Source organism: Laceyella putida (assembly GCF_042665195.1).
Lineage (GTDB): Bacteria > Bacillota > Bacilli > Thermoactinomycetales > Thermoactinomycetaceae > Laceyella > Laceyella putida.
On sequence record NZ_JBHTBW010000032.1, the window covers coordinates 14,662 to 35,116 of the forward strand.

16 protein-coding genes are annotated in these 20,455 nt (G+C 48.9%); 10 read left to right on the forward strand and 6 right to left on the reverse strand.

What is annotated here, in order from left to right:
* Positions 1-32: 32 nt before the first annotated feature.
* Entirely contained in the window at positions 33-842 is an 810-nt protein-coding gene (locus ACFQNG_RS11125) for a UTP--glucose-1-phosphate uridylyltransferase (protein ID WP_379865011.1), read from the forward strand.
* 115 nt (positions 843-957) lie between these two features.
* Here the strand turns inward: ACFQNG_RS11125 and ACFQNG_RS11130 are convergent, their stop codons facing one another.
* Positions 958-1,425, reverse strand: a complete 468-nt coding sequence (locus ACFQNG_RS11130) for a MarR family winged helix-turn-helix transcriptional regulator (protein ID WP_379865012.1) — start codon at positions 1,423-1,425, stop codon at positions 958-960.
* A 383-nt stretch (positions 1,426-1,808) separates the two neighbouring features.
* On the opposite strand from ACFQNG_RS11130, the gene ACFQNG_RS11135 reads away from it, so the two are divergent.
* The 7 genes from ACFQNG_RS11135 to ACFQNG_RS11165 all read left to right on the forward strand — a co-directional run bounded on the left by ACFQNG_RS11135 (position 1,809) and on the right by ACFQNG_RS11165 (position 8,249).
* Positions 1,809-2,738: a DMT family transporter gene (locus ACFQNG_RS11135; protein ID WP_379865014.1), complete on the forward strand. Its 930-nt coding sequence runs from the start codon at positions 1,809-1,811 to the stop codon at positions 2,736-2,738.
* A 25-nt stretch (positions 2,739-2,763) separates the two neighbouring features.
* Positions 2,764-2,886 (forward strand): hypothetical protein, encoded by a 123-nt coding sequence (locus ACFQNG_RS11140; RefSeq protein WP_379865015.1) that lies wholly within the window; start codon positions 2,764-2,766, stop codon positions 2,884-2,886.
* A gap of 1,003 nt (positions 2,887-3,889) precedes the next feature.
* The gene (locus tag ACFQNG_RS11145) at positions 3,890-4,609 is read left to right on the forward strand and encodes an N-acetylmuramoyl-L-alanine amidase family protein (protein WP_379865017.1); all 720 of its coding nucleotides are present in this window, start codon (positions 3,890-3,892) and stop codon (positions 4,607-4,609) included.
* Positions 4,610-4,826: 217 nt separating this feature from the next.
* Positions 4,827-5,054 (forward strand): DUF2642 domain-containing protein, encoded by a 228-nt coding sequence (locus tag ACFQNG_RS11150; protein ID WP_379865019.1) that lies wholly within the window; start codon positions 4,827-4,829, stop codon positions 5,052-5,054.
* Positions 5,055-5,193: 139 nt separating this feature from the next.
* Positions 5,194-5,805, forward strand: a complete 612-nt coding sequence (locus ACFQNG_RS11155; RefSeq protein ID WP_379865122.1) for a trimeric intracellular cation channel family protein — start codon at positions 5,194-5,196, stop codon at positions 5,803-5,805.
* A gap of 267 nt (positions 5,806-6,072) precedes the next feature.
* On the forward strand, positions 6,073-6,831 hold the full coding sequence (locus ACFQNG_RS11160) for an SDR family oxidoreductase (protein WP_379865021.1): 759 nt from the start codon (positions 6,073-6,075) through the stop codon (positions 6,829-6,831).
* Positions 6,832-7,130: 299 nt separating this feature from the next.
* Positions 7,131-8,249 (forward strand): hypothetical protein, encoded by a 1,119-nt coding sequence (locus tag ACFQNG_RS11165; protein ID WP_379865023.1) that lies wholly within the window; start codon positions 7,131-7,133, stop codon positions 8,247-8,249.
* Positions 8,250-8,429: 180 nt separating this feature from the next.
* Here ACFQNG_RS11165 and ACFQNG_RS11170 read toward each other — a convergent pair whose 3' ends face one another.
* Positions 8,430-9,371: a DPP IV N-terminal domain-containing protein gene (locus ACFQNG_RS11170; RefSeq protein WP_379865025.1), complete on the reverse strand. Its 942-nt coding sequence runs from the start codon at positions 9,369-9,371 to the stop codon at positions 8,430-8,432.
* A gap of 260 nt (positions 9,372-9,631) precedes the next feature.
* On the opposite strand from ACFQNG_RS11170, the gene ACFQNG_RS11175 reads away from it, so the two are divergent.
* Both ACFQNG_RS11175 and ACFQNG_RS11180 read left to right on the forward strand, forming a co-directional pair.
* Positions 9,632-11,131, forward strand: a complete 1,500-nt coding sequence (locus ACFQNG_RS11175) for a coproporphyrinogen III oxidase (RefSeq protein ID WP_379865125.1) — start codon at positions 9,632-9,634, stop codon at positions 11,129-11,131.
* Between the two features lie 48 nt (positions 11,132-11,179).
* Positions 11,180-11,431, forward strand: a complete 252-nt coding sequence (locus tag ACFQNG_RS11180; RefSeq protein ID WP_379865027.1) for a hypothetical protein — start codon at positions 11,180-11,182, stop codon at positions 11,429-11,431.
* Between the two features lie 135 nt (positions 11,432-11,566).
* Here the strand turns inward: ACFQNG_RS11180 and ACFQNG_RS11185 are convergent, their stop codons facing one another.
* From ACFQNG_RS11185 to treP, 4 genes are all read right to left on the reverse strand, one after another.
* Positions 11,567-12,427, reverse strand: coding sequence for a polysaccharide deacetylase family protein (locus ACFQNG_RS11185; protein ID WP_379865029.1), 861 nt, complete (start codon positions 12,425-12,427; stop codon positions 11,567-11,569).
* Between the two features lie 156 nt (positions 12,428-12,583).
* On the reverse strand, positions 12,584-17,011 hold the full coding sequence (locus ACFQNG_RS11190; protein ID WP_379865031.1) for a WIAG-tail domain: 4,428 nt from the start codon (positions 17,009-17,011) through the stop codon (positions 12,584-12,586).
* A gap of 179 nt (positions 17,012-17,190) precedes the next feature.
* On the reverse strand, positions 17,191-18,855 hold the full coding sequence (gene treC, locus ACFQNG_RS11195) for an alpha,alpha-phosphotrehalase (protein ID WP_379865033.1): 1,665 nt from the start codon (positions 18,853-18,855) through the stop codon (positions 17,191-17,193).
* Positions 18,856-18,957: 102 nt separating this feature from the next.
* Entirely contained in the window at positions 18,958-20,385 is a 1,428-nt protein-coding gene (gene treP / locus ACFQNG_RS11200) for a PTS system trehalose-specific EIIBC component (RefSeq protein ID WP_379865035.1), read from the reverse strand.
* Positions 20,386-20,455: the final 70 nt, after the last annotated feature.

Sequence of the window (20,455 nt, forward strand, 5' to 3'; positions counted from 1 at the left end):
GACCATTGATCCCGAAAGGTGAAGAGGAGTCTATGCGCTTAAAAAAAGCCATCATCCCCGCGGCCGGTTTGGGGCAACGCATGCTTCCGGCGACACGGGCTATCCCTAAGCCGATGTTGCCGGTCGTGGACCGTCCCGCTTTGCAATACCTGGTCGAAGAAGCGATGGAAGCGGGCATAGAGGAAATCGCGATTGTGGTGGGACATCAGGCTGATGTGATTCGGGCTCATTTTGCCGGGGAGCCGCGCATTTGGTTTATTGAACAGACGGATTTGAAAGGGACGGGGCATGCCCTTCTGATGGCGCGGGACTTCGTTGGCCACGAACCATTTGCCGTAATGCTGGGAGATATTGTGATTGATGGAACAGAGGGATGCCTCAAGCAGTTGCTCGGCGTGGCCGAACGGGTCAAAGCCCCTGTCTTGGCGGTGGAACGCTTGCCGGAACATCTCTTATGCCAACATAATGCCATTCAGTATAGCCAGACGCCTGACCCGCAATTGATCAGATGCCGCCAGGTGATTGAGAAACCCCAAGGACCGACGCCCTCCAATGTGGTGTCGATCGGCCGCTATCTCTTTCCGCCTGAGTTGATGGCATGGCTTGAACGGGTGGAACCCGACGGGCGGGGAGAGATCCAATTGACTGATGCCATCAATCTGTTGATTGAACAAGAAACGGTGTACGGTTATTTTTACAAGGGCCAACGGTATGATGTGGGTGATCGCACAGAGTGGCTCAAGGCCCAAATCGCGCTCGCTTGCAAGCATTCCGACATCAGGGACGAGTTGTTGCCGTACGTGAAGCAACTCCTTGAGCATGAAAATTTGAAGCAAAGATAAAGACATCCCCCATATGCTGATCGTGTTGACACAAGGATAAACTTCCCCGTCGGAAACAGCAGAATAAGCCAGCAACAAAAGATCACCCTGACACGTCGGGGTGATCTTTTGTTGTTTAGTCGTGTTGCCGCTGGTGTTCCACTTGCAGATGATGGACGAGCTCAGCCAACAGTTCATTCAGTTGCCGGCTCTTCGCCGCGCCCATCGTGGCAAAGGCGATGGCGATGGGATTTTGGTCGATATGCTGGTGCATGTGTTGAATGAGTTGGGCTCCCTTGTCCGTTAGCTCCACGTTTTTCTTGCGTCGGTCTTGCTTGTCTTGGACCCGATTGACCAACTCGTGTCGCTCCAATGTGTCGATGATGGGAATGAGCGAGGGGGGTTCGATAGAGAAGACTTCGCCCAATTGCTTTATGGTGAGAGGTTTTTTGTCCAACTGGACCAAAATGGTAAACTGGCGGGCGGTGATGGCGACGCCATATCGGGTCAATTGTTGTTCCAGCAAGGCTTTGCTCAAGCGAATGAGCGTGGAAAGTTGCGTGCGAAAGGTTTCTGTCATGGTGATTAACTGGTTGTTGTCCAAGTTTCAACACTTCCTTAGTAAAGTAAAATCATTATCAATCCAAATGCGATGTGGGTTGTGCAATATCTTTATTTTAACCGATCAGCGGCGGTTAAGATGACTGGGTATTCTCATTGTTAGTGGAACCGCATACCGGGTGAGCGGGTCGGAAGCTTTAACCCATGCCGATGTCAGGCGGCGGATATTGGAATGGGGTTGTGTTTGCTCTCTTTGGACATTTGGGCAAATGATGGAATGACATTATTTCGAGTATAGAAAAAAGAGGCTGGTCGAGGGTGTCAACCTATGTTATCCTGTGAAAGAGAATACGGGCGGGTTTTAAGGGGAGTGGCCGTGGCGTGCGGGCCTTCCCTTTTCTTTGTGTAAAAGGAAGGAGAAGCGCGATGGGACGTTGGAAAATCTATGGCATCATGATGATGGTGATTCTGGCTTGGGGACTTAATGTGGTGGCGACCAAACAATTGGTTGCGGCGTTTGCCCCAACCACGATGACGGCGTTTCGCATCTTGGTGGCTGGTGTTTTCGTTCTTTGCATCATGGGTTTGCTGGGGCATGTGCGCAAGCTCACTTGGCGCGAAGTGCGCATGATTTTTATCGCTTGCCTGTTTAGTGTGGTGTTGCATCATTACTTTCTCTCCTTGGGATTGACCAAGACTGCGGCGAATCAAGCGGGGTTGATCTTGGGCCTGGTGCCGATTCTCACTTCCCTCTTGTCCGTGCTGTTGCTGGGGGAACGACTCACTTGGTTTCGCCTGGTGGGGCTGGTAAGCGGTTTTGTTGGGGTCGCGTTGATCGTGATGCGCGGAACCGGCGGGCCGATCCCCATTTCCGTGGGTGATCTGTATATCTTTTTATCCGCATTGGCACAAGCCATTAGCTTTATCTTGATCAAAAAAGCGACGGGTACGCTGGACGGGCGAGTGTTGACAGGTTGGATGCTCGTCTTTGGCGCGGTCATCCTGTTGGGGATCGGATCATTCACTGAACCGCAGGGGTTGGCGAGCATGCGGCAAGCGGATGGCGGCATTTGGCTTCTCTTTTTCGCTTCCTCTCTGATCGCGACGGGGCTTGGCCATATGACATATAATCGAATTGTGCAACATCTGGGAGCTTCGGAGACGGCCATTTTCATCAACTTCAGCCCTTTTTTTTCGTTGGTTGGGTCCGCGCTGATTTTGGGTGAAACGATTGGTGCCGCGCAATGGTTTGGCTTTGTTTTTATTGTTTTTGGCGTATTATGTGGGACCGGTGTGATCGGGCAATGGGCCAAACGAACCAAAGTAGGGCCGAAGCGGGATAAATTGGCCAGTTGATCGGGTACTGAGGAGTGTCGGTGCGGTGAGGCGATGCGTTGACCAGAAAGAAGCAAATTCTCCCCTTCATCGCATGTTGGGGGAAGCGCTTCGCATCCCGGCGGACATTTTTATATGGCGTGAAGAAAAAGGCGGAGATAACGGATAAATGAAGGGAGGGAAACCGCCGTTTCATATTTACAGATTTTTTTGCCTTTTGATAAAATGAAATTACTTACTAAGCTAGATGACTTCCTATTTGATTTTCCCGTCTGCGGGTTGACCGACGGTTGAAGCGGCGCAGGTTGAAGACTGGGAAATCAAGTGGCTAAATCACAAGCAAAATGTGAGAAGAACTCATTCTATATTATAAAATAACAGTGAATCCAGATTAAATGGGAAGGGAGGCAGGGGGATGGAGAGAAATTTTTGGGGTAGAGATAACGAAAAATGCCCACGATGCGGGTCAAAGGATGTGTCGCAAACAGAAAATGATGAATATTTGTGCGATGATTGCGGTTATCGATGGTCAGAAGATTAATAGATAGAAAAGCTTCTCTCCAAGAGAAACATGGGGAGGGGCTTTTCTTTTTGGTTTGTTTCTTGAACTTGTGCAAATTTTATGCTTATGGGGAACAAGAGTGTGGTATAGTGTAGTGTAGTTTGTTCATTTTCTTTGATTAGAAAGTGTGGTTGCTATTAAGAAACAACAAGATCATATCGATTTGGATCGAATCGAGGAAAAGAGCAAGAACTCCATGGTAAAAAAATATGGGATCACGTGGACTTTGTATAAGTGTGAGACGTGCAAATTCCTTATGCCTACGGAAAAAAGCTATCGGTGCGCCTTTCAACCGGGACGCCATTATCCCACCTGGGAAGCTTGTGGGCTATATCGACCGCAGACGCAAGAGTCTACCGAATGAGGTAGACTCTTTTCGTCTCGCAACCTTGATAACAAGCCAAATCGGAAGTGGATAAGTTAATATTCATGAAAGATGATTGAATTTTTGTTATAATCATAATAGATGGGACTTATTCCCTGTCATATTTCGGTCTATTTTTCAAGGGCTATCAGCGCTCGTGGAAACGGGGTGTGAGATTGTCGCATAAAATGGGATGAAGTGGTTGGATTGGCCTGACAAGCTCGATCACTTTATGGGAGGGATGGGATGAGTTATTTAATCGCGTTGGACGATGGGCATGGGATGAATACGCCCGGTAAACGGACACCGCGCATTCCGCAGCTGAACGGGCGGGTCATCAAGGAAAACGAATTTAATCAGGCTATTGTCAAATTTTTGGACGATGAATTGAAGCGGTGCGGTTTCAAGACATTGCTTGTGGCCCCGACGGATAATGACACGCCATTGTCCACCCGAACAAGGCTGGCCAATAGCAAAGGAGCCGATTTGTACGTGTCTTGCCACTACAATGCGGGTGGCGGGGAAGGGATAGAAACATATCATTTCAAAGGCAGCAAGGCTGGAAAGCGGGCGGCTGAGATCATCCATAAACATGTGAAAGTGGCGGTGCCGCGAAAGGATCGGGGTGTGAAAACGGCCAATTTCTTTGTGTTGCGTGAGACGAGCATGCCCGCTGTGCTCATCGAGTACGGCTTTATGGATGATCCCGGTTTGGAAGAAGCCGCGCAGATGATAGACCCCCAAGTGCAAAAAGCGTTTGCGGTGGCAACGGCCAAAGGGATATGCGAGTATTTTGGCGTGAGCTATGCCGAAGACAAACCACCCAAGCCGAAACCGATGTACCGCATTACGGTCGATGGGAAATTCGTGGTGGATACGGCATACGAGGAAAAAATAAAGCAGGCGGTCGAAGATGCCATCCGCAAAGAGGCGAAAGAAATCATCGTGAAACAACGAGACCAATAACCAAGCCCCCCCGTTCGGTCTGGCCGAAGGGGGGCTTGATGACACCTGCTCTGTGTTAAGCTTCCCTCATGCAAAAGTGGTCAGGATCCTCTCCTGTTTCATCCGATTGGACATATTTTTATGCCGGGCCAAGCCCCCATGTTAGATGCCGGGCATATGGTTGAACTATACGATTGGATGGAGAGGGGACCATGGAATGGAAAAAATGAGGGAACCCATGAGATTTGTTGGCGAAGAGGAAGTGTTTCTGTACCATTTGCGGGAAATGAAGGGGCGCTATGTGAAGGTAGCCATGAAGTGCAAATCAGTCAAAGGGATCTTGCGGGATGTGTTTCCTGACCATATTCTCGTTGTCACTCGCCACCGGGAATATCATATTCGTTTGAAAACGATCTGTTATGTGTCACCCTTGGCTGAACATTATTATTATCATGATAGTGATTGATGGTTGATAAAAGAGGTTAATCATTGTTGATTAACCATTTTTTATGAAAACATAATGATTCCCTATTCACAACGTTCCATTGGCCAAGCTATAATGAGTGAGGTTTTGTGGAAATGGGGAGGAGGGAACAAAGTTGGAGATGTCATGGGAACTCTTTAACGTGCTGGGAATCTCCGCCTTTGCCATCAGTGGGGCCATTATCGCGACGGAAGAAAAGTATGACCTCTTTGGTGCATATGTCTTAGGACTGGTTACCGCGTTTGGGGGCGGTGTCATACGCAACGCATTGATTGGTTTGCCGACCGATGCCTTATGGAAACAGGAATTGATGATCTATGTGGCGTTGATCGCCATTACATTGGTGTTATTTTGCCCCTCACCGTGGTTTCAATATTGGAAGAAATGGTTGAATTTCTTTGATGCGATCGGGCTGGCCGCCTTTTCGATTCAAGGAGCCTTGTATGCGACCGATAAAGGATTGCCGTTGGTGGCGGTGATTTTCGCTGCGGTGATGACGGGGATCGGTGGCGGCTTGATCCGAGATGTATTGGCGGGAAGAAAACCATTAGTGCTGCAAAAAGAGATTTATGCTTTATGGTCTGTCATTATCGGTGTGGTGGTCGGCCTTCACTGGGTGAGCGGCAACGTTCAATTGTTGGTGCTATGCGGGCTGATCGTCGCTTTGCGCATGGTGTCCACCATCTACGGGTGGCATTTGCCGGGCAGGATTGTCCATCGGAAAATGAGTTAGTTGGTAAAAGGCGCCAACTAACTCATTTTTTATTTTAACCACCCCCTTGATGATTGTCCTCACGTTGGCTGCCGGAGGAGTCCAGTCATTGTGAAGGCAAGTGCTTTCAAAGGCCTTATCCCATGTTTGCACGCATGAAGACGAGTCGTTTTGGAAAAAGATACGCTGAATTGGTAGGAATTTTAAATTGATTTGTGTAATTAATCTCAGTATGTGATTAGAAAGATTTATGTAAAAAATTGTAAACGAACAGAGAAGAGTGATAAAATGAGTCGACCGTTGGCGGTAGTGACGGGAGTCGGCAGAAAACAAGGGATTGGGGCGGCGATCAGCCACGCTTTGGCTGATGTGGGTGTTGACTTGTTTCTTACCTATTGGTCTCCTTATGATCGGGAGTTGGGTTTGGCCACCGCTGACGAACCCCGGGAAATTGCGCAAGAGCTAAGGGCTAAAGGAGTTCGAGTGACCCTGTGGGAATGCGATCTGTCGCAACCGGATGCCCCGCAAAAATGCATGGATACTGTCGAGACGGAGATGGGCAAGCCGACGATATTGGTCAATAATGCCTGTGTTTCGCTACGGGATGGGTTGGATCATTATTCGGGAGAATTGTTGGACCGGCATTATGCTGTCAACCTACGGGCGACTTCGTTATTATGCGTGGAGTTTGCGCGCCGGTTTACGGGCGAACGCGGTCGCCTGATCAATATCACCACGGGCCAGGCCTTGGGGCCCATGCCGGGCGAATGGGCTTATGCGGCAACCAAAGCGGCGATCGAAGCGTTCACCCGTTCATTTGCCGTCGAGGTGGCGCATAAGGGAATCACAGTGAATGCGGTTAATCCAGGACCAACCGATACAGGCTGGATGACGGATGACATCAAACAAGCGCTGTTGCCCCGATTTCCGATGGGGCGTATCGGGCAACCGGAGGATGTGGCCCGCTTCATCCGCTTTTTGGTCAGTTCGGATGCGGATTGGATCACGGGACAAGTGCTTCATTCGGAGGGTGGCTTTATCCGATGATAAAAATCATCATGGGAAGCAGGAAAAAGGAGATCTCTATAAAATACATAAATAACATAAATGAGATCATTTCCCTTTTTCTGTTTATTAATTGCCATAAACCGATTAATTTTGTTTATTAACTACAAGTTATTTCAAACGTCGTTGATGAGCGGAAAACCCTTTTCCCGATGAGCGCCGATGGACAAGTGAAGCGAATGGGAAAACGGTTTTGGAGCGATCGCCATAGCCATTTCTCCATCCAAAAGATGGTTTTGAAATAGCTTCTATCTTTTATTAAACCAAGGAGAGTGTTTGCTTTGGAATACAAACCGACAACAGAGAGTCAGACAACAGAGCAGATGTCAGACGGAACTGAGTCAACGGACGTGTTTCCGGAATCGAAGAGTACATCAGACATGCCCACCATTCAAATCCGCACCGTGGTAAGGCGGATTGCTAAAACGATGGCACAAGATGACCAGGCAGAACCCACCGAAGAGAAGAAAAACGAGCCCATCCCCGAATCCGTCGGAGAGAAGGAACCCGTCGTGGACAAGGAAGAGATGCAAGATGCGAAAGAGGAGCCACAACCGGCAGTGGCCTCGGGCATGACTAAACGCCGCGTGACGGGAAGCCATCTTCGGCTCGATCCCGTTCAAGTGCGGGAAGCAACGCAATCCCCTTCCGATGCAAGAAGGTCCCGCACATATACGACAGGCTCCTTTGCTGCTCTATCGCCGGAAGAATACCAGCAGGTTTTACATAGAAAAAGAAACAGGCCCATCTTTTTTTGGAGAGTGGCCGGAATTGCCTGTGGGCTCCTCATGCTCATCGGTGGAGGTGTCTATGCGATTCAATCGGCACATGAAGAGAACCCGGCTTTGGTTACGCAAGTGAAGAAGCAGGATAAAAAACAACATCTCGTTCCCGTTGACGACTCATTGTCTAAAGGAAAGTGGATTGGTTTGATGAAAGAGAAGGATCCTTCCTTCACGTTCCCGTACGAGGAACAGACAACCGTTGACGAAGCCGGCGATAAACAAGATGTGGCTTTGGCGAAGCCGAATGATGACCTTCAGGCGGATGAGCCGGATCATCAACAGGGATCGGGTGCGGATCAAGGGAACCAAGTTCGGCCAAAACCGACACCCCATCGCCCCACGACGGACCCAACCCAGAAGCCGCCGCGAGAGCCAGACGGGGATAAAAAGCCCGGTTCCATTTTTCCGCCCATTTTGAAACCGTCCGATAAAGATAATGACGAAGCCGAACGGGAAAACCCAAATCAGGGGAAGGAGGATCGATCTGATCAAGGAAGACATGACCGTGACAATCTGTTTGATCGGGTAGGAGACGCATTGGATGATTTGATTGACCATGTGTTTAAGATGAGTGCCATGTTTGACCGCAGTGAGACTGAAACGGATGTGCTGTGATTAACCAAGGATCATTGCATTGCTAAACACAAATGAAAATAGGCGGAATAATATGAAATCAAATGGAGCGAAACCCATGTGTCCGTTCACCGGCACGTGGGTTTTTTGTGTTCTTTGCAAAAAGAAAAGCCCTTGTAAGCGATGGTAGGTTTACAAGGGCATGAAAAGGAAAGGGTTGGATCAATCCAAGAAGAAATTGGTGATTTTTTTGAAGGTGGATGCGGCGCCGTCTTGGGAAGCGTCCTCTTTCGCCGTTTGCCATGCGGATGGCGTCGCGAATGGGACGGATATCTTCATGATTTTGTTATCGCTCCCGTCCGCGTTGGTGATGTAGAAGTGGCTGTCTTGATTCAACTCTTTATCATTGACTGTATAGAGTATTTTTTCGCCATCTTCAGACCAGATTGCGCTGGCCACCGCTTTGGTTGTGCCGGTGGTGATGTTTTTGGGTTGGCTTCCGTCCGCGTTCATCACATACGCATCCGTTTCCCCTTGTTTGGTCACACCATACAAGATCTTGCTTCCGTCCGGTGAATAGTGAGGGCTGTATTCTGAACAGTTGCCCTTGCCGAGCCCGGTCAGCTTCTTCACATTGCTGCCATCCGTATTCATGGAGTAGATATGGGTGAAGCCGGACTGGTCGGAAGAATGGAAGACGATCTTGGACCCGTCGGGGGACCAATCGGGTTCCGCATGGTGCACGCCTTCATTCACTTGCGTTAATGCTTTCACTTTTTTGCTGGCTACTTCAATGAGATAAAGATTGCCGTCACTTTTGGCGAACACAATCTTCTTGCCGTCTGGAGACCAGCGTGGAGAAGAATCAAAAGTAGGAAAATGACTGTTGGTCAAACGCACTTGATTTCTGCCATTGGCATCAGAGATGTACAAACTGTCGTTCTTGATGAATGCCAATTTCGATCCATCCGGGGACAGATCGGCGTTGGTTCCAGGCGACACCTTTTGCATATCCATCGTATCGGGATTAAATCGGTAAATTGCTTGACTGTAAAGCGAGCCGCCATTGAAATAGATGGATTTGTTTGCTTGATCGGCATGAGCCGGAACCAGGAGAGAAGTGGTGACAAGAACTGCACTGACAATGCCGAGCGTTTTTTTCATCGGAGTTCTCCCTCTCTTCTTACTGGTTACAAGTACCATTATATATGATTTTGCTAGGATTCGAGTATCTCCATTTAAAATATCCACATATTTTTCATAGACGGTGACGCAAGGGTTCAAATCGCTTGAAATCGAGGAAAAAAGAGGTTTTTCAACCTTGACGCTTGGAGGGATTCATTGATTTAACTTCATGAATCGGCTAGACTGTTAAAGGAGTTGGACAGCGTTAAAGGGGGAACGTGGTTTCACACGGCACAATGATGAAAACGTTTTGGATTCAGGGCTTGGATAAAGCCTTTTATCGTGATATAGAGTTGATTGCCCAGCTCTTTTTTGAAGAGGTGGCTTTGCAAGAGGACGAAGCGCAAGCCCAGATGCAGTTGCGCTTTACGGTGCGGGAGGATCATCCGATCTTTGCCCGTGTCGTGTTGAAGGAGTTGGCGAGCGGCCAGACATGGCAAGCGGAGCACCAACGTGAAGTGAAGGTGGCGTCGGAGAGCAAAGAGTACCGGAAAAAGGTAAAACAAGCTGTCAACTACGTGTTGTTGCAAGTGTTGGAACAGGCTACGGGAGTGAAACAGCCGTGGGGGATTTTGACGGGGGTGCGGCCAACCAAGCTGTTGCACTCCATGCTGCTCGATGGGATTGGCATGGACGAAGCGGAGACGATTTTAAAGAAGGATTACCTGATTCATCAAGAAAAAATCGATATTTTAAAAGAGATCATCGCGCGCCAGGTTACGGTGCTGCCTGACTTATATGACTTGGATAAAGAAGTGAGCTTATATATCGGCATCCCATTCTGTCCCACCAAGTGTGCTTACTGCACATTCCCGGCCTATGCCATTCAAGGGCGCAATGGTTCGGTTGAAGGGTTTTTGCGGGGGTTGCATGAAGAGATCGCCGCCGTTGGCGCATGGCTTCACGAACGCAACTTGCCGGTGACGACGATTTACTTTGGCGGAGGAACACCCACTTCGATCACGGCGGAACAAATGGATGGGCTGTTTGAAGAACTGAAGCGGTCCATTCCCACTTTTGACCGGGTGCGTGAGTTAACCGTGGAAGCGGGTCGGCCCGATACGCTCGACCCGGAGAAATTGGACTTGATGAAGCGGTGGAAAGTGGATCGGATCAGCATCAATCCGCAAAGCTTCAAAGAAGAGACCCTCAAACTGATCGGCCGTCATCACACGGTGAAAGAAACACTGGAAAAATACCAATTGGCGCGTGAGATGGGCTTGACCAACATCAATATGGACTTGATCATCGGTTTGCCAAACGAAGGCTTGGACAGTTTCCAGGAAACCTTGAACATGATGGGCGCATTAAGGCCTGAGTCGCTGACCGTGCACACTCTTTCTTTTAAACGCGGCTCGATCATGACGCAAAACAAAGAGAAGTACCGCGTCGCCGACCGGGATGAAACGGGAGAAATGGTGCGGATGGCGCGGGACTGGGCGAAAGGGATGGGGTACGTCCCCTACTACCTGTACCGGCAAAAGAATATTCTCGGCAACCAAGAGAATGTGGGCTATGCTTTTCCCGGCTTGGAAAGCTTGTACAATATCATCATCATGGAAGAGCGCCAGACGATTATCGGCTTGGGCTGTGGTGCGGTGAGCAAGATTGTGTCACCGCTCGACGGCAAAATCGGGCGCTGGCCGAATCCGAAAGAACCCAAGGCGTATATCGACACATATCAGCGCCATATCATGGATAAATTGAATATGTTGGATAAGGCTTACGGTGTGAAATAATCAAAACCCTCATTTGCTCTCGACGAACAAATGAGGGTTTTGATTGCATTGAAGTTGATCTTAGCAGTCGCAGTCATCGTCGCAATCGTGGAATTTTTTGCATGGATCGAAGCAGTGATGGTGGTGGAATTTTTTGCATGGATCGAAGCAGTGATGGTGTTTCTTTCTGCGTTTCTCTTTTTTGTCCTTTTTGACGACAACCACGACGACCACTTTGTTTTTGTTCTCGTTTTTGTTTTTGTTCACAATCCACACCCGTGGTTTTTTCTTATGGCAAAACATAAGATCCTCTCCTTATAAAGGTTTTTTGAAGTAAATCAGATCGTTCAAGATCAATTTCACTTCACAATATAAATATGCGATTTTATAGAAAGAGGAAGGGCAGATAATCTAGGGTGAATGGATTATTTTTTATAGAAAAAGCCATGTCTTCCCCTAGTTCGGGGAAGGCATGGCTTTGGAGATATTCAACAGTTCCGGTAAGGTCACTAACCGAACCCGGTCTCGCTTCAGTGTTTGGATGATCGTGTCAAGGGCCTGCACGGAACCGGATAAGTCTTCGCCGGTTCCTCCCGCGGAGTGTTGCAGGATAATGGCCCCCGGTGAGACCGATCCCAATACATTGGCGGTCACTTCATTGGCGATGAGACCTTTCCAATCAAGTGAATCCACGTTCCAATTCACGACGGTGTACTGTTTCCGCGCCAACCATTTGATTTGTTTCTCGTTGATGGTGCCGTAGGGGGGACGGACGAGCTTGGGAGCATAGCCGGTCAGTTTCTTAAGCATGGATTCCGTTCTCAGGATTTCGTCGCGGAAATGCTTATGGTTGAGTTTGGGGAGATTGGCATGGTAATAGGAATGGTTCCCGATCACATGTCCTTCAGCCACGATTCGCTTCACGATTTCGGGATGGAACTGGGCGCGTTTGCCCACCAGGAAAAAGGTTGCCTTTACCCGGTGTTTTTTGAGCATGTCCAATACCTGCGGAGTGAAATGCAGGTCGGGTCCGTCATCAAACGTAAGGGCGACTTGGCGTTTGGTGCGTGGCCCGCGAATGACAAAAACGTGGGCATATTTGCGCCTCAATTCCGCGAGCGAAGGGGAAGGCGATTCGCGCACATCCTTCTCTTTCCCGCCCCTCAGCTCGGGAGTGGCCTGCAACGTGACTTCGCCCACCATGGGTTTGGCGGCCTGATGAGTTTCATCACCATCAAGTGCGTTGGACTCCTTGCCGGCACATCCGCCACAGAACAGCATGGCCAAGCATGAAGCGGTGCAGAGTAACTGTTTCACAATGGTCTCATCGTCCTTTCAGTGAATGAGATCAGCATGACAGGATGATTTAGGTTCTCTATTGTGGCGTTTCTTATGCAATTTTGGCTAAACAAAATGAAACAACCCGATGTCTGACTCCTGAAGCGGGGTCAGGCTCGGGTTGTTTTGCGCCGTTTAATTGCGGAAGCTGTTTTTCTCATCCTCCGGCCCTTCCGGGAACGGGAGGTTGATGATTTCCGGTTCGCCAGGCTGATGTTGCGTGGCGGAAGTGGAAAACAGGAGAGGTTCCTCCGTTGTGTCCGAGTTGGATTTTGGCGAAGGCGCATCATTCGCCTGACGTGATGGGGCGACGGATTGGTGTTGCACGGGTGTGGGATCGGACTGGAAACCGGCCTGGGTGGTTTCGGTCGCTATCCAATAAAGGGCCCCATGGAGTTCGGCGGATACGTTCCCCATGCGCTGGACTTGGATGGTAAACGCATCGTTGCCGCATTTCACCAAGGAGGCATGGCAAAAGGGTTGGTTGGTCATGGCCACGACAATATAGGATTCAGGGAACGGCTTCGCCAAAGCAATCGTGACGGATTGGCTAGGTGCACCGGCTTGCAGGCGGAATGGCGTGATGCCTGAAGCCATATGCGGCTGCTGATTGGCCAAAAGGGGCTGAAAGCTCAGTTTCTCGGGTCCAATCGAGCCATCGGCAATTTTCTCCCCGGTAATGCTGTGTTGTTGCAAATGCCGGCTTTGAATTTGCTCGTTGGCGATATGGGGGGAGAGGATGTTCAGCTCTGCCAAGTGTTTGGACTGAATGGTTTCGTTCGCGATTTTCTCCCCGGTGATCGCCTTCGCTCGAATATGTTCCGTCCGCACCGTCTGTTCCGCCACGTGTTGGCTCTGAATGGCCCGTTCCGCCAGATGATCGCCGGCAATGGCGCCCGCTTGGATTTTGTCGGCGGTGACGGACTGTTCCGCCAAGTGCCCGGTTTGAATCTGGTTTGGCGCGATATGGTAGGCGGTGATGCTGGCTTCCGCCACATGTTCGGACCGGATCAGGCCCGGGTTCAAGTGGGCTTCTGTGACCGCCTGTTCTTTGAGGTGTTCGGTCCCGATCTGAGCAGGAGCGATGTGGTTCGCTTGAATGGCGTTGTTGGCCAGGTGTTGGGACTGGATGATGTCCGGGTTCAAGTGGGCTCCTGTGATCGCCTGTTCTTTGAGGTGTTCGGTCCCGATCTGGTCAGGAGCGATGTGGTTCGCTTGAATGGCGTTGTTGGCCAGGTGTTGGGACTGGATGATGTCCGGGTTCAAGTGGGCTCCTGTGATCGCCTGTTCTTTCAGGTGTTCGGTCCCGATCTGGTCAGGAGCGATGTGGTTCGCTTGAATGGCGTTGTTGGCCAGGTGTTGGGACTGGATGATGTCCGGGTTCAAGTGGGCTCCTGTGACCGCCTGTTCTTTCAGGTGTTCGATCCCAATCTGGTCAGGAGCGATGTGATTCGCTTGAATGGCGTTGTCGGCCAGGTGTTGGGACTGGACCACTTGCTTGGTCAGATGGTCGGATGTGATGCTGTGCTGTTGCAAATGGCGGCTTTGAATTTGTTCACCGACGATATGGGAAGAGAGAATGATCTGCTCGGCCAGGTGTTTGGGCTGAATGGATTCGGGTGCGATTTTCTCGGTGGTGACCGCATGGTTCCGCAGGTGGGTCGTTTCGATCGCTTCCGGTTTCACGTGTTGGCTTTCGATTTGCTTATCCGCGATGTGCGCGCTAACAACCGCTTTTTCGCACAGGTGGTTGGTTTGGATCGTTTCAGGGGCGATATGGTCGGCTTTGATGGCCTTTGCTTGGATGTGTTCCGTCCGCACCACTTCCTCGCCCAGATGCTGGCTGGAAACCGCGCGCTCGGCCAGATGATTGCCCGTAATGGCCTTTGCTTGGATTTTGGTTGCCGTGACGGCTTCATCCTGCAAGTGTTCCGCTTCAATCTGATTGGGTGCGATATGCGAAGCGTGGATGTTGTTTTCAGCCACATGTTCGGAGCGGATCGCTTCCGCCGCCACTTTCTCGGCGTTGATCGCTTGGTTCCGCAGGTGGATCGTTTCGATCGCTTCCGGTTTCACATGTTGGCTTTCGATTTGCTTATCCGCGATGTGCGCGCTGACAATCGCTTTTTCGCACAGGTGGTTGGTCTGGATCATTTCGGGGGCGATGTGGTCGGCTGTGATGGCGTTCGCTTGGATGTGTTCCGTCCGCACCGCTTCCTCAGCCACATGCTGGCTGGAAACCGCGCGCTCGGCCAGATGATCGCCCGTAATGGCCTTTGCTTGGATTTTGGTTGCCGTGACGGCTTCATCCTGCAAGTGTTCCGCTTCAATCTGATGGGGTGCGATATGGGGTGCGTGGATGCTGTTTTCAGCCACATGTTCGGAGCGGATCGCTTCCGCCGCCACTTTCTCGGCGGTGATCGCTTGGGAGACGATTTTGTCGGCCGTGATCGCTTCATTTTGAATGTGTTCCGTCAAAACCGCTTCCGAACTCAGATGCCGGCTTGACACCACCTCATCGGCCAGATGATCGCCGGTGATGGCCTCTGACTGGATTTTGCTGGACGTGACGGTTTTATCCCGCAAGTGCTCCGTTTCAATCTGATTGGGTGCGATATGCGAAGCGTGGATGCTGTTTTCAGCCACATGCTTGGAACGGATCGCTTCCGCCGCCACTTTGTCGGTGGTGATCGCTTCGCTTGCAATGTGATCAGGACGGATTGCCTCCGGTTTCACATGGTGTCCCTCTATTTGCTCCTCCGCGATATGTTCGCTTTGAATGACCTGTTCGCCCAAATGGCGGGGCTTGATTGTTTGGGAGGCGATTTTGTCAGCCGTGATGGCTTCGTCTCGAATGTGGGAAGTGAGCACCGCTTCTGGACTCAAATTCTGGCTTAATACCGCCTCATTGGCAAGATGATAGTAGGTAACGGCTTCAGGCTGGATTTTGTCGGCGGTGACGCTTTCATCCTGCAAGTGCTCCGTTTGAATCTGGTTTGGCGCGATATGTTCGGCGGTGATGCTCTCCCTTGCCAGATGGTCGGATTGGATCGACTCGGAGGCGACTTTTTCGGCGGTAATGGCTTCATCCTGCAAGTGTTCCGCCAGAATCGCTTTGGGTTTGACGTGCTCACTGTCGATTTGGTTCTCCGCGATATGCAGACCATAAACCGCTTTTTCGTGCAAATGTTTGGTCTCGATCGCTTGAGGAGCGATTTTATCGTGGGTGACCGCTTGATCTTTCAAATGTTGGGTGTCGATTTGTTTGGCTGCCACATGGTACTCCCGAATCGTTGCTTCCGCAATATGTTCTTCATGAATGGCTTGTTCCGCGATTTTCTCTGAAGTGATGATGGAATCGGCAAGATGGGAACCGATGATCTCGCCAAAAGCGAGGTGGCCTCCATGGATCGCTTGGAACCCGATATGTTGCCTTTCTACGGCTTCGTTTGCCAACTTGCTTCCCGTGACGGCTTCATCCGCCAGATGTTCCGTGTTCACTTGAGCGTAACCGATATGTTGTTCCAACACCGCTTGTTTATCCAAATGGTTGCTGGTGATGTTGCCAGGCTTGATCTTGCTGGCGGTGACGCTTTGATCGGCCAGTTTTTCTTCCGTGATGGCTTGATTGTGCACATGGTGGGTGTCGATGGCTTTGTCGCTGATGTGGCCCCCATGGATGGCCTCGGCGGCCACTTTGTCGCTGGTGACCGCTTCATTGGCGATCTTGTTTTGCGTGATGGCTGCCGATTGAATCTTTTGGGAAGAAATCGCCTCGTCGGCCAGTTTGGCGTTGTTGATGCTGTTGTTGGCCAAGTGGGCGGTGCGGATGGAACCGTTTTTGATCTTTTCCCCGCCGATGGCTTGTTCCGCAAGATGTTCGGTTTGAATATGGCCTAACCCTATGTGTTTGCCCAAGATGGCGCGCTCTTTGATTTTGCTTTCGCCGATGCTGTGGTCTTGCAGTTTGCTGCCGGGGATGTCATTTTCTTTGATGTGCTTGCCCAATACGCTTTCCCGCTTGATTTGTTCACTGCCGATGATGTCGTGATCGAGATGGTAAGCCTTGACCGCTTTGTTGGCGATTTTGGAGGCGGTCACCGCTTCCGCGGCCAGTTTTTCTTCCGTCACGGACGTTTGATCGAGATGATCGGTGCCAATCGCCCCTTTTTTGATGTTATTTCCATCCACGGCCTGATTGGCGATTTTCTCATTGGTGACGGCGCCGTCGGTGAGATCATCCGTATAGATAAAGGCCTGGTTCGACCCTCGTGGATTGCGGGACTTTCTCTTTTCCGACACTCCCTGTGCGGATGATGCCCGCGCGTGTTGAGTCGTTGAAGAGGATGGGTTCGCGGGTGCTGAAGGTTGGGGCGTTTCCACATCCGGTGTTGGATTGCCTATTACGGGCTGCGAAACAGTCGGACGGTTCCCGTTGTATATCCATTTGGTGTTGATCGATTCCTCTTCAAGCAGTGACAGTTCATCCAATATGCGTTCATCCGTAAGAGGGTCTTTGATGGTCTTTTTCTTGGATGGTGTTATCGGTTTTTTTCTTTTCAATTTTCTAACCCCTTTCCCTAGGCCAAATACGCTCTCTGATAGTTGTATTCATGAACCGGGCGAATGGAAGCATGTCAACCGGAAAAAAATGGGGGAATGGGGTTTCTTCATTTTTCGTTGAATGGATAATAAAGAAAATGAGTGGCTGGGGATGACGAATCCAAAGCCACTCATTTTCTTTATCTGGTAAAGCGATATACGATCGATTCATAAGGACGTAGAGAAATGTGTTTATACTCTTCGGGGGAGTTCACATAGTTGGAGATCAGAACTTCACTCTTCCATCCTTTCCAATTCACTTCATCCGGCAAGGTAAATTCCGCTTCTTCCCCATAGAAGTTATTGACTACCAACAGCGCTTCATTTTCAGTCGAGCGTATATATGCCCAAATACGTGGGTGATCTTTGAGCAGTAATTCGTAATTCCCGTTTGTAATCACATCAATTGTTTTTCGGAGCTCAATGAGCTTTTTGTAGTGATACAAGATGGAATGGGGATCTTGCATCGCTTTTTTCACATTGATTTCCTGATAATTGGGTGCTGGGTTAATCCATGGTGTTCCGGTCGAGAAGCCTGCATTTGCCGAATCATTCCATTGCATAGGCGTACGGGAATTATCACGTGATTTTTGCTTAATCGCCTCCATAATCTCTGCGTGACTCTCACCCTGACGGTTTTTCATCTTATAAATGTTTAGTGTCTCCACATCACGATACTCTTCAATCTTTTCAAATTGTGGATTGGTCATGCCGATTTCTTCGCCTTGATAGATATAAGGAGTTCCTTGTAACATATGCAAAGCAGTTGCCAACATTTTTGCGGATTCTTCACGATACCGGGTATCGTTCCCAAAGCGGGAAACAATGCGCGGCTGATCATGGTTGCACCAGAAAATCGCATTCCATCCGCCTCCTTGATGCATCCCTATTTGCCATTCAGACATGATTTCTTTCAACCGAAGAAAATCAAAGTCCGCTTTTACCCATTTTTGCCCATCTGGATAATCCACTTTCAGGTGATGGAAGCTAAATGTCATATTCAACTCTTTTCGATCTGGATTTGAATATTTGATACAGTTGTCGATCGTGGTGGAAGACATTTCCCCTACTGTAATGATGTTTGTCCCTTCAAACACTTCTCGATGCATTTCCTGTAAAAATTCGTGAACTCGCGGGCCGTCTGTGTAATACTTTCGCCCATCTTGTGTCGCTCCTTCTCCTGTATCATTTGGGAAGGATGGTTCCTTTGAAATCAAGTTAATCACATCTAACCGGAAGCCGGACACTCCTTTTTCCGCCCAGAATTTCATCATATTATATACTTCCCTGCGTACATCTTGATTTTCCCAATTCAAATCAGCTTGGGTTTGATCAAAGAGGTGTAAATAATATTGTCCTGTTGTTTGATCATACTGCCAAGCGGAACCACCAAACTTAGATTGCCAGTTATTTGGCTCATCTCGCCAAATATAGAAGTTACGGTACGGATTATCCTTGCTTTTTCTGGCTTCTTGGAACCATTTGTGCTCAGTGGAAGTGTGATTAACCACAATATCCATCATGATTCCCATATCTCGTTTTTTAGCTTCTGTGATCAGTTCTTCAAACTCCTTCATCGTTCCATAGCTCTCATCAATTGCATAATAGTCACTTACATCGTAACCATTGTCATGTTGAGGTGACTTGTAAATAGGAGTAAGCCAAAGATAATCCACGCCCAAAAAAGCAAGATAATCAAGCTTTTCAATGATCCCTTTAAGATCCCCTGTTGATTTGCCGCAGGAGCTGCGGAAGCTTTTGGGATAAATTTGATATACCACGGATTTTTTCCAATCTTTTTTCATAGGAATCCCTCCTAAAAAGCAGAAGGAAAAGACATAGGTCTTTTCCCCGATTCAAATTCTTTTTTCTATAAAATAAGTTTTTTGATATAGGATTTTTAACATTTATGATTTCTTTAAAAATCGTTTTGAAAGAATCACGGTAAGAATGATTGGGACGGCAACTGCCACGACCATGCCTACTAAGAACATTGGAATATATTGAGGAATAATGGAAATGAATGCTGGCAATCCTCCCACACCAATGCCTGGAGCCAATACGCCGTTTAATGTAATGATGACTGCGGCAATGGCTGATCCTGTAATCGCTGCATAGAATGGAAATTTATGAAGCAAATTCACCCCAAACATCGCCGGTTCCGTAATTCCAAAGTAAGCCGAAACGGCAGAAGTGGAAGCCATGTTCTTTTCATTTTGCTTTTTGGCAACCCAGAACATCGCAAGTGCCGCGCTTCCCTGTGCAATATTGGAAAGGGCAATCATCGGCCAAATAAAGGTTCCGCCTTTTTGAGCGATCAATTGTAAGTCAACCGCGATAAACATATGATGCATTCCCGTTATCACAAGTGGTGCATACAACGCTCCGAACAACAGGGCGCCAACTACTGGAGCCAAATCAAACACATAGATAAGTCCTTCTGTAATTAAGGTTCCAATATAACGGGTTACGGGTCCAATAATCCCTAAAGCAAGTGCTCCTGTAATAACAATGCTGGTGATAGGAACAATCAGCAATTGAATGGCATTGGGCACACGCTTTCTCAACCAAATTTCGATGTTACTCAGTACATATGCGGCCGCTAAAATCGGCAATATTTGTCCTTGATATCCCACTTTTTCGATTTGTAATCCGAAGATATCAAAATACTGCAATTTCGCCCCATCGATCCCCGCCGCCGCTTGCCCATAACCCCATGCATTCATCAAATCAGGGTGAACAAGCAACAGCCCTAAAACGATACCTAAAATTTCGCTTCCGCCAAAACGTTTCGTTGCAGACCAACCAACAAGGGCGGGTAGGAATACGAATGATGTATTCGCCATCATATTGATTAATTCCCAAAGACCTTTTAGATTTGGATACGCTTCCAAAAGTGTTGCATCCTTAATAAACAATCCTTTTGCACCAAGTAGGTTATTTACACCCATCAATAAACCAGCTACGATAATCGCTGGTAATATCGGCATAAATACATCGGAGAAAACCTTTACAAGTTGTTGCAATGGATTTAACTTCTTGGAACCGGTCTCTTTTACATCAGCGACAGTTGAAACTTCAACACCAGTCAACTGAATCAATTCTTTATATACTCGCTCTACATCCCCTGGTCCAATCACTACTTGGAATACGCCGGCATTGCTGAATGCACCTTTGACTAAATCTACTGTTCGCAAATTTTCTACGTCTACTTTTCCTTCGTTTTTCAGTACAATACGAAGGCGTGTTACACAGTGAGCGGCTTGGACTACATTTTCTTTTCCACCTATATATCGGACAATTTCCTCAGCAGTTTTGCGGTAGTTCTTGCTCACGACCTTTTCCCTCCCTCTATTGGGTGTTAGCGTTTACACATACACTATAACTTGTATATACGAGTTTGTC

Excerpts from the sequence above, each read along its gene's own strand:
- ACFQNG_RS11170 (WP_379865025.1), bottom strand. The coding sequence starts at position 9,371 with ATGAAAAAAACGCTCGGCATTGTCAGTGCAGTTCTTGTCACCACTTCT.
- ACFQNG_RS11125 (WP_379865011.1), top strand. The coding sequence starts at position 33 with ATGCGCTTAAAAAAAGCCATCATCCCCGCGGCCGGTTTGGGGCAACGC.
- treC (WP_379865033.1), bottom strand. The coding sequence starts at position 18,855 with ATGAAAAAAGATTGGAAAAAATCCGTGGTATATCAAATTTATCCCAAA.
- ACFQNG_RS11155 (WP_379865122.1), top strand. The coding sequence starts at position 5,194 with ATGTCATGGGAACTCTTTAACGTGCTGGGAATCTCCGCCTTTGCCATC.
- ACFQNG_RS11160 (WP_379865021.1), top strand. The coding sequence starts at position 6,073 with ATGAGTCGACCGTTGGCGGTAGTGACGGGAGTCGGCAGAAAACAAGGG.
- ACFQNG_RS11150 (WP_379865019.1), top strand. The coding sequence starts at position 4,827 with ATGAGATTTGTTGGCGAAGAGGAAGTGTTTCTGTACCATTTGCGGGAA.
- ACFQNG_RS11175 (WP_379865125.1), top strand. The coding sequence starts at position 9,632 with ATGAAAACGTTTTGGATTCAGGGCTTGGATAAAGCCTTTTATCGTGAT.
- ACFQNG_RS11145 (WP_379865017.1), top strand. The coding sequence starts at position 3,890 with ATGAGTTATTTAATCGCGTTGGACGATGGGCATGGGATGAATACGCCC.
- ACFQNG_RS11135 (WP_379865014.1), top strand. The coding sequence starts at position 1,809 with ATGGGACGTTGGAAAATCTATGGCATCATGATGATGGTGATTCTGGCT.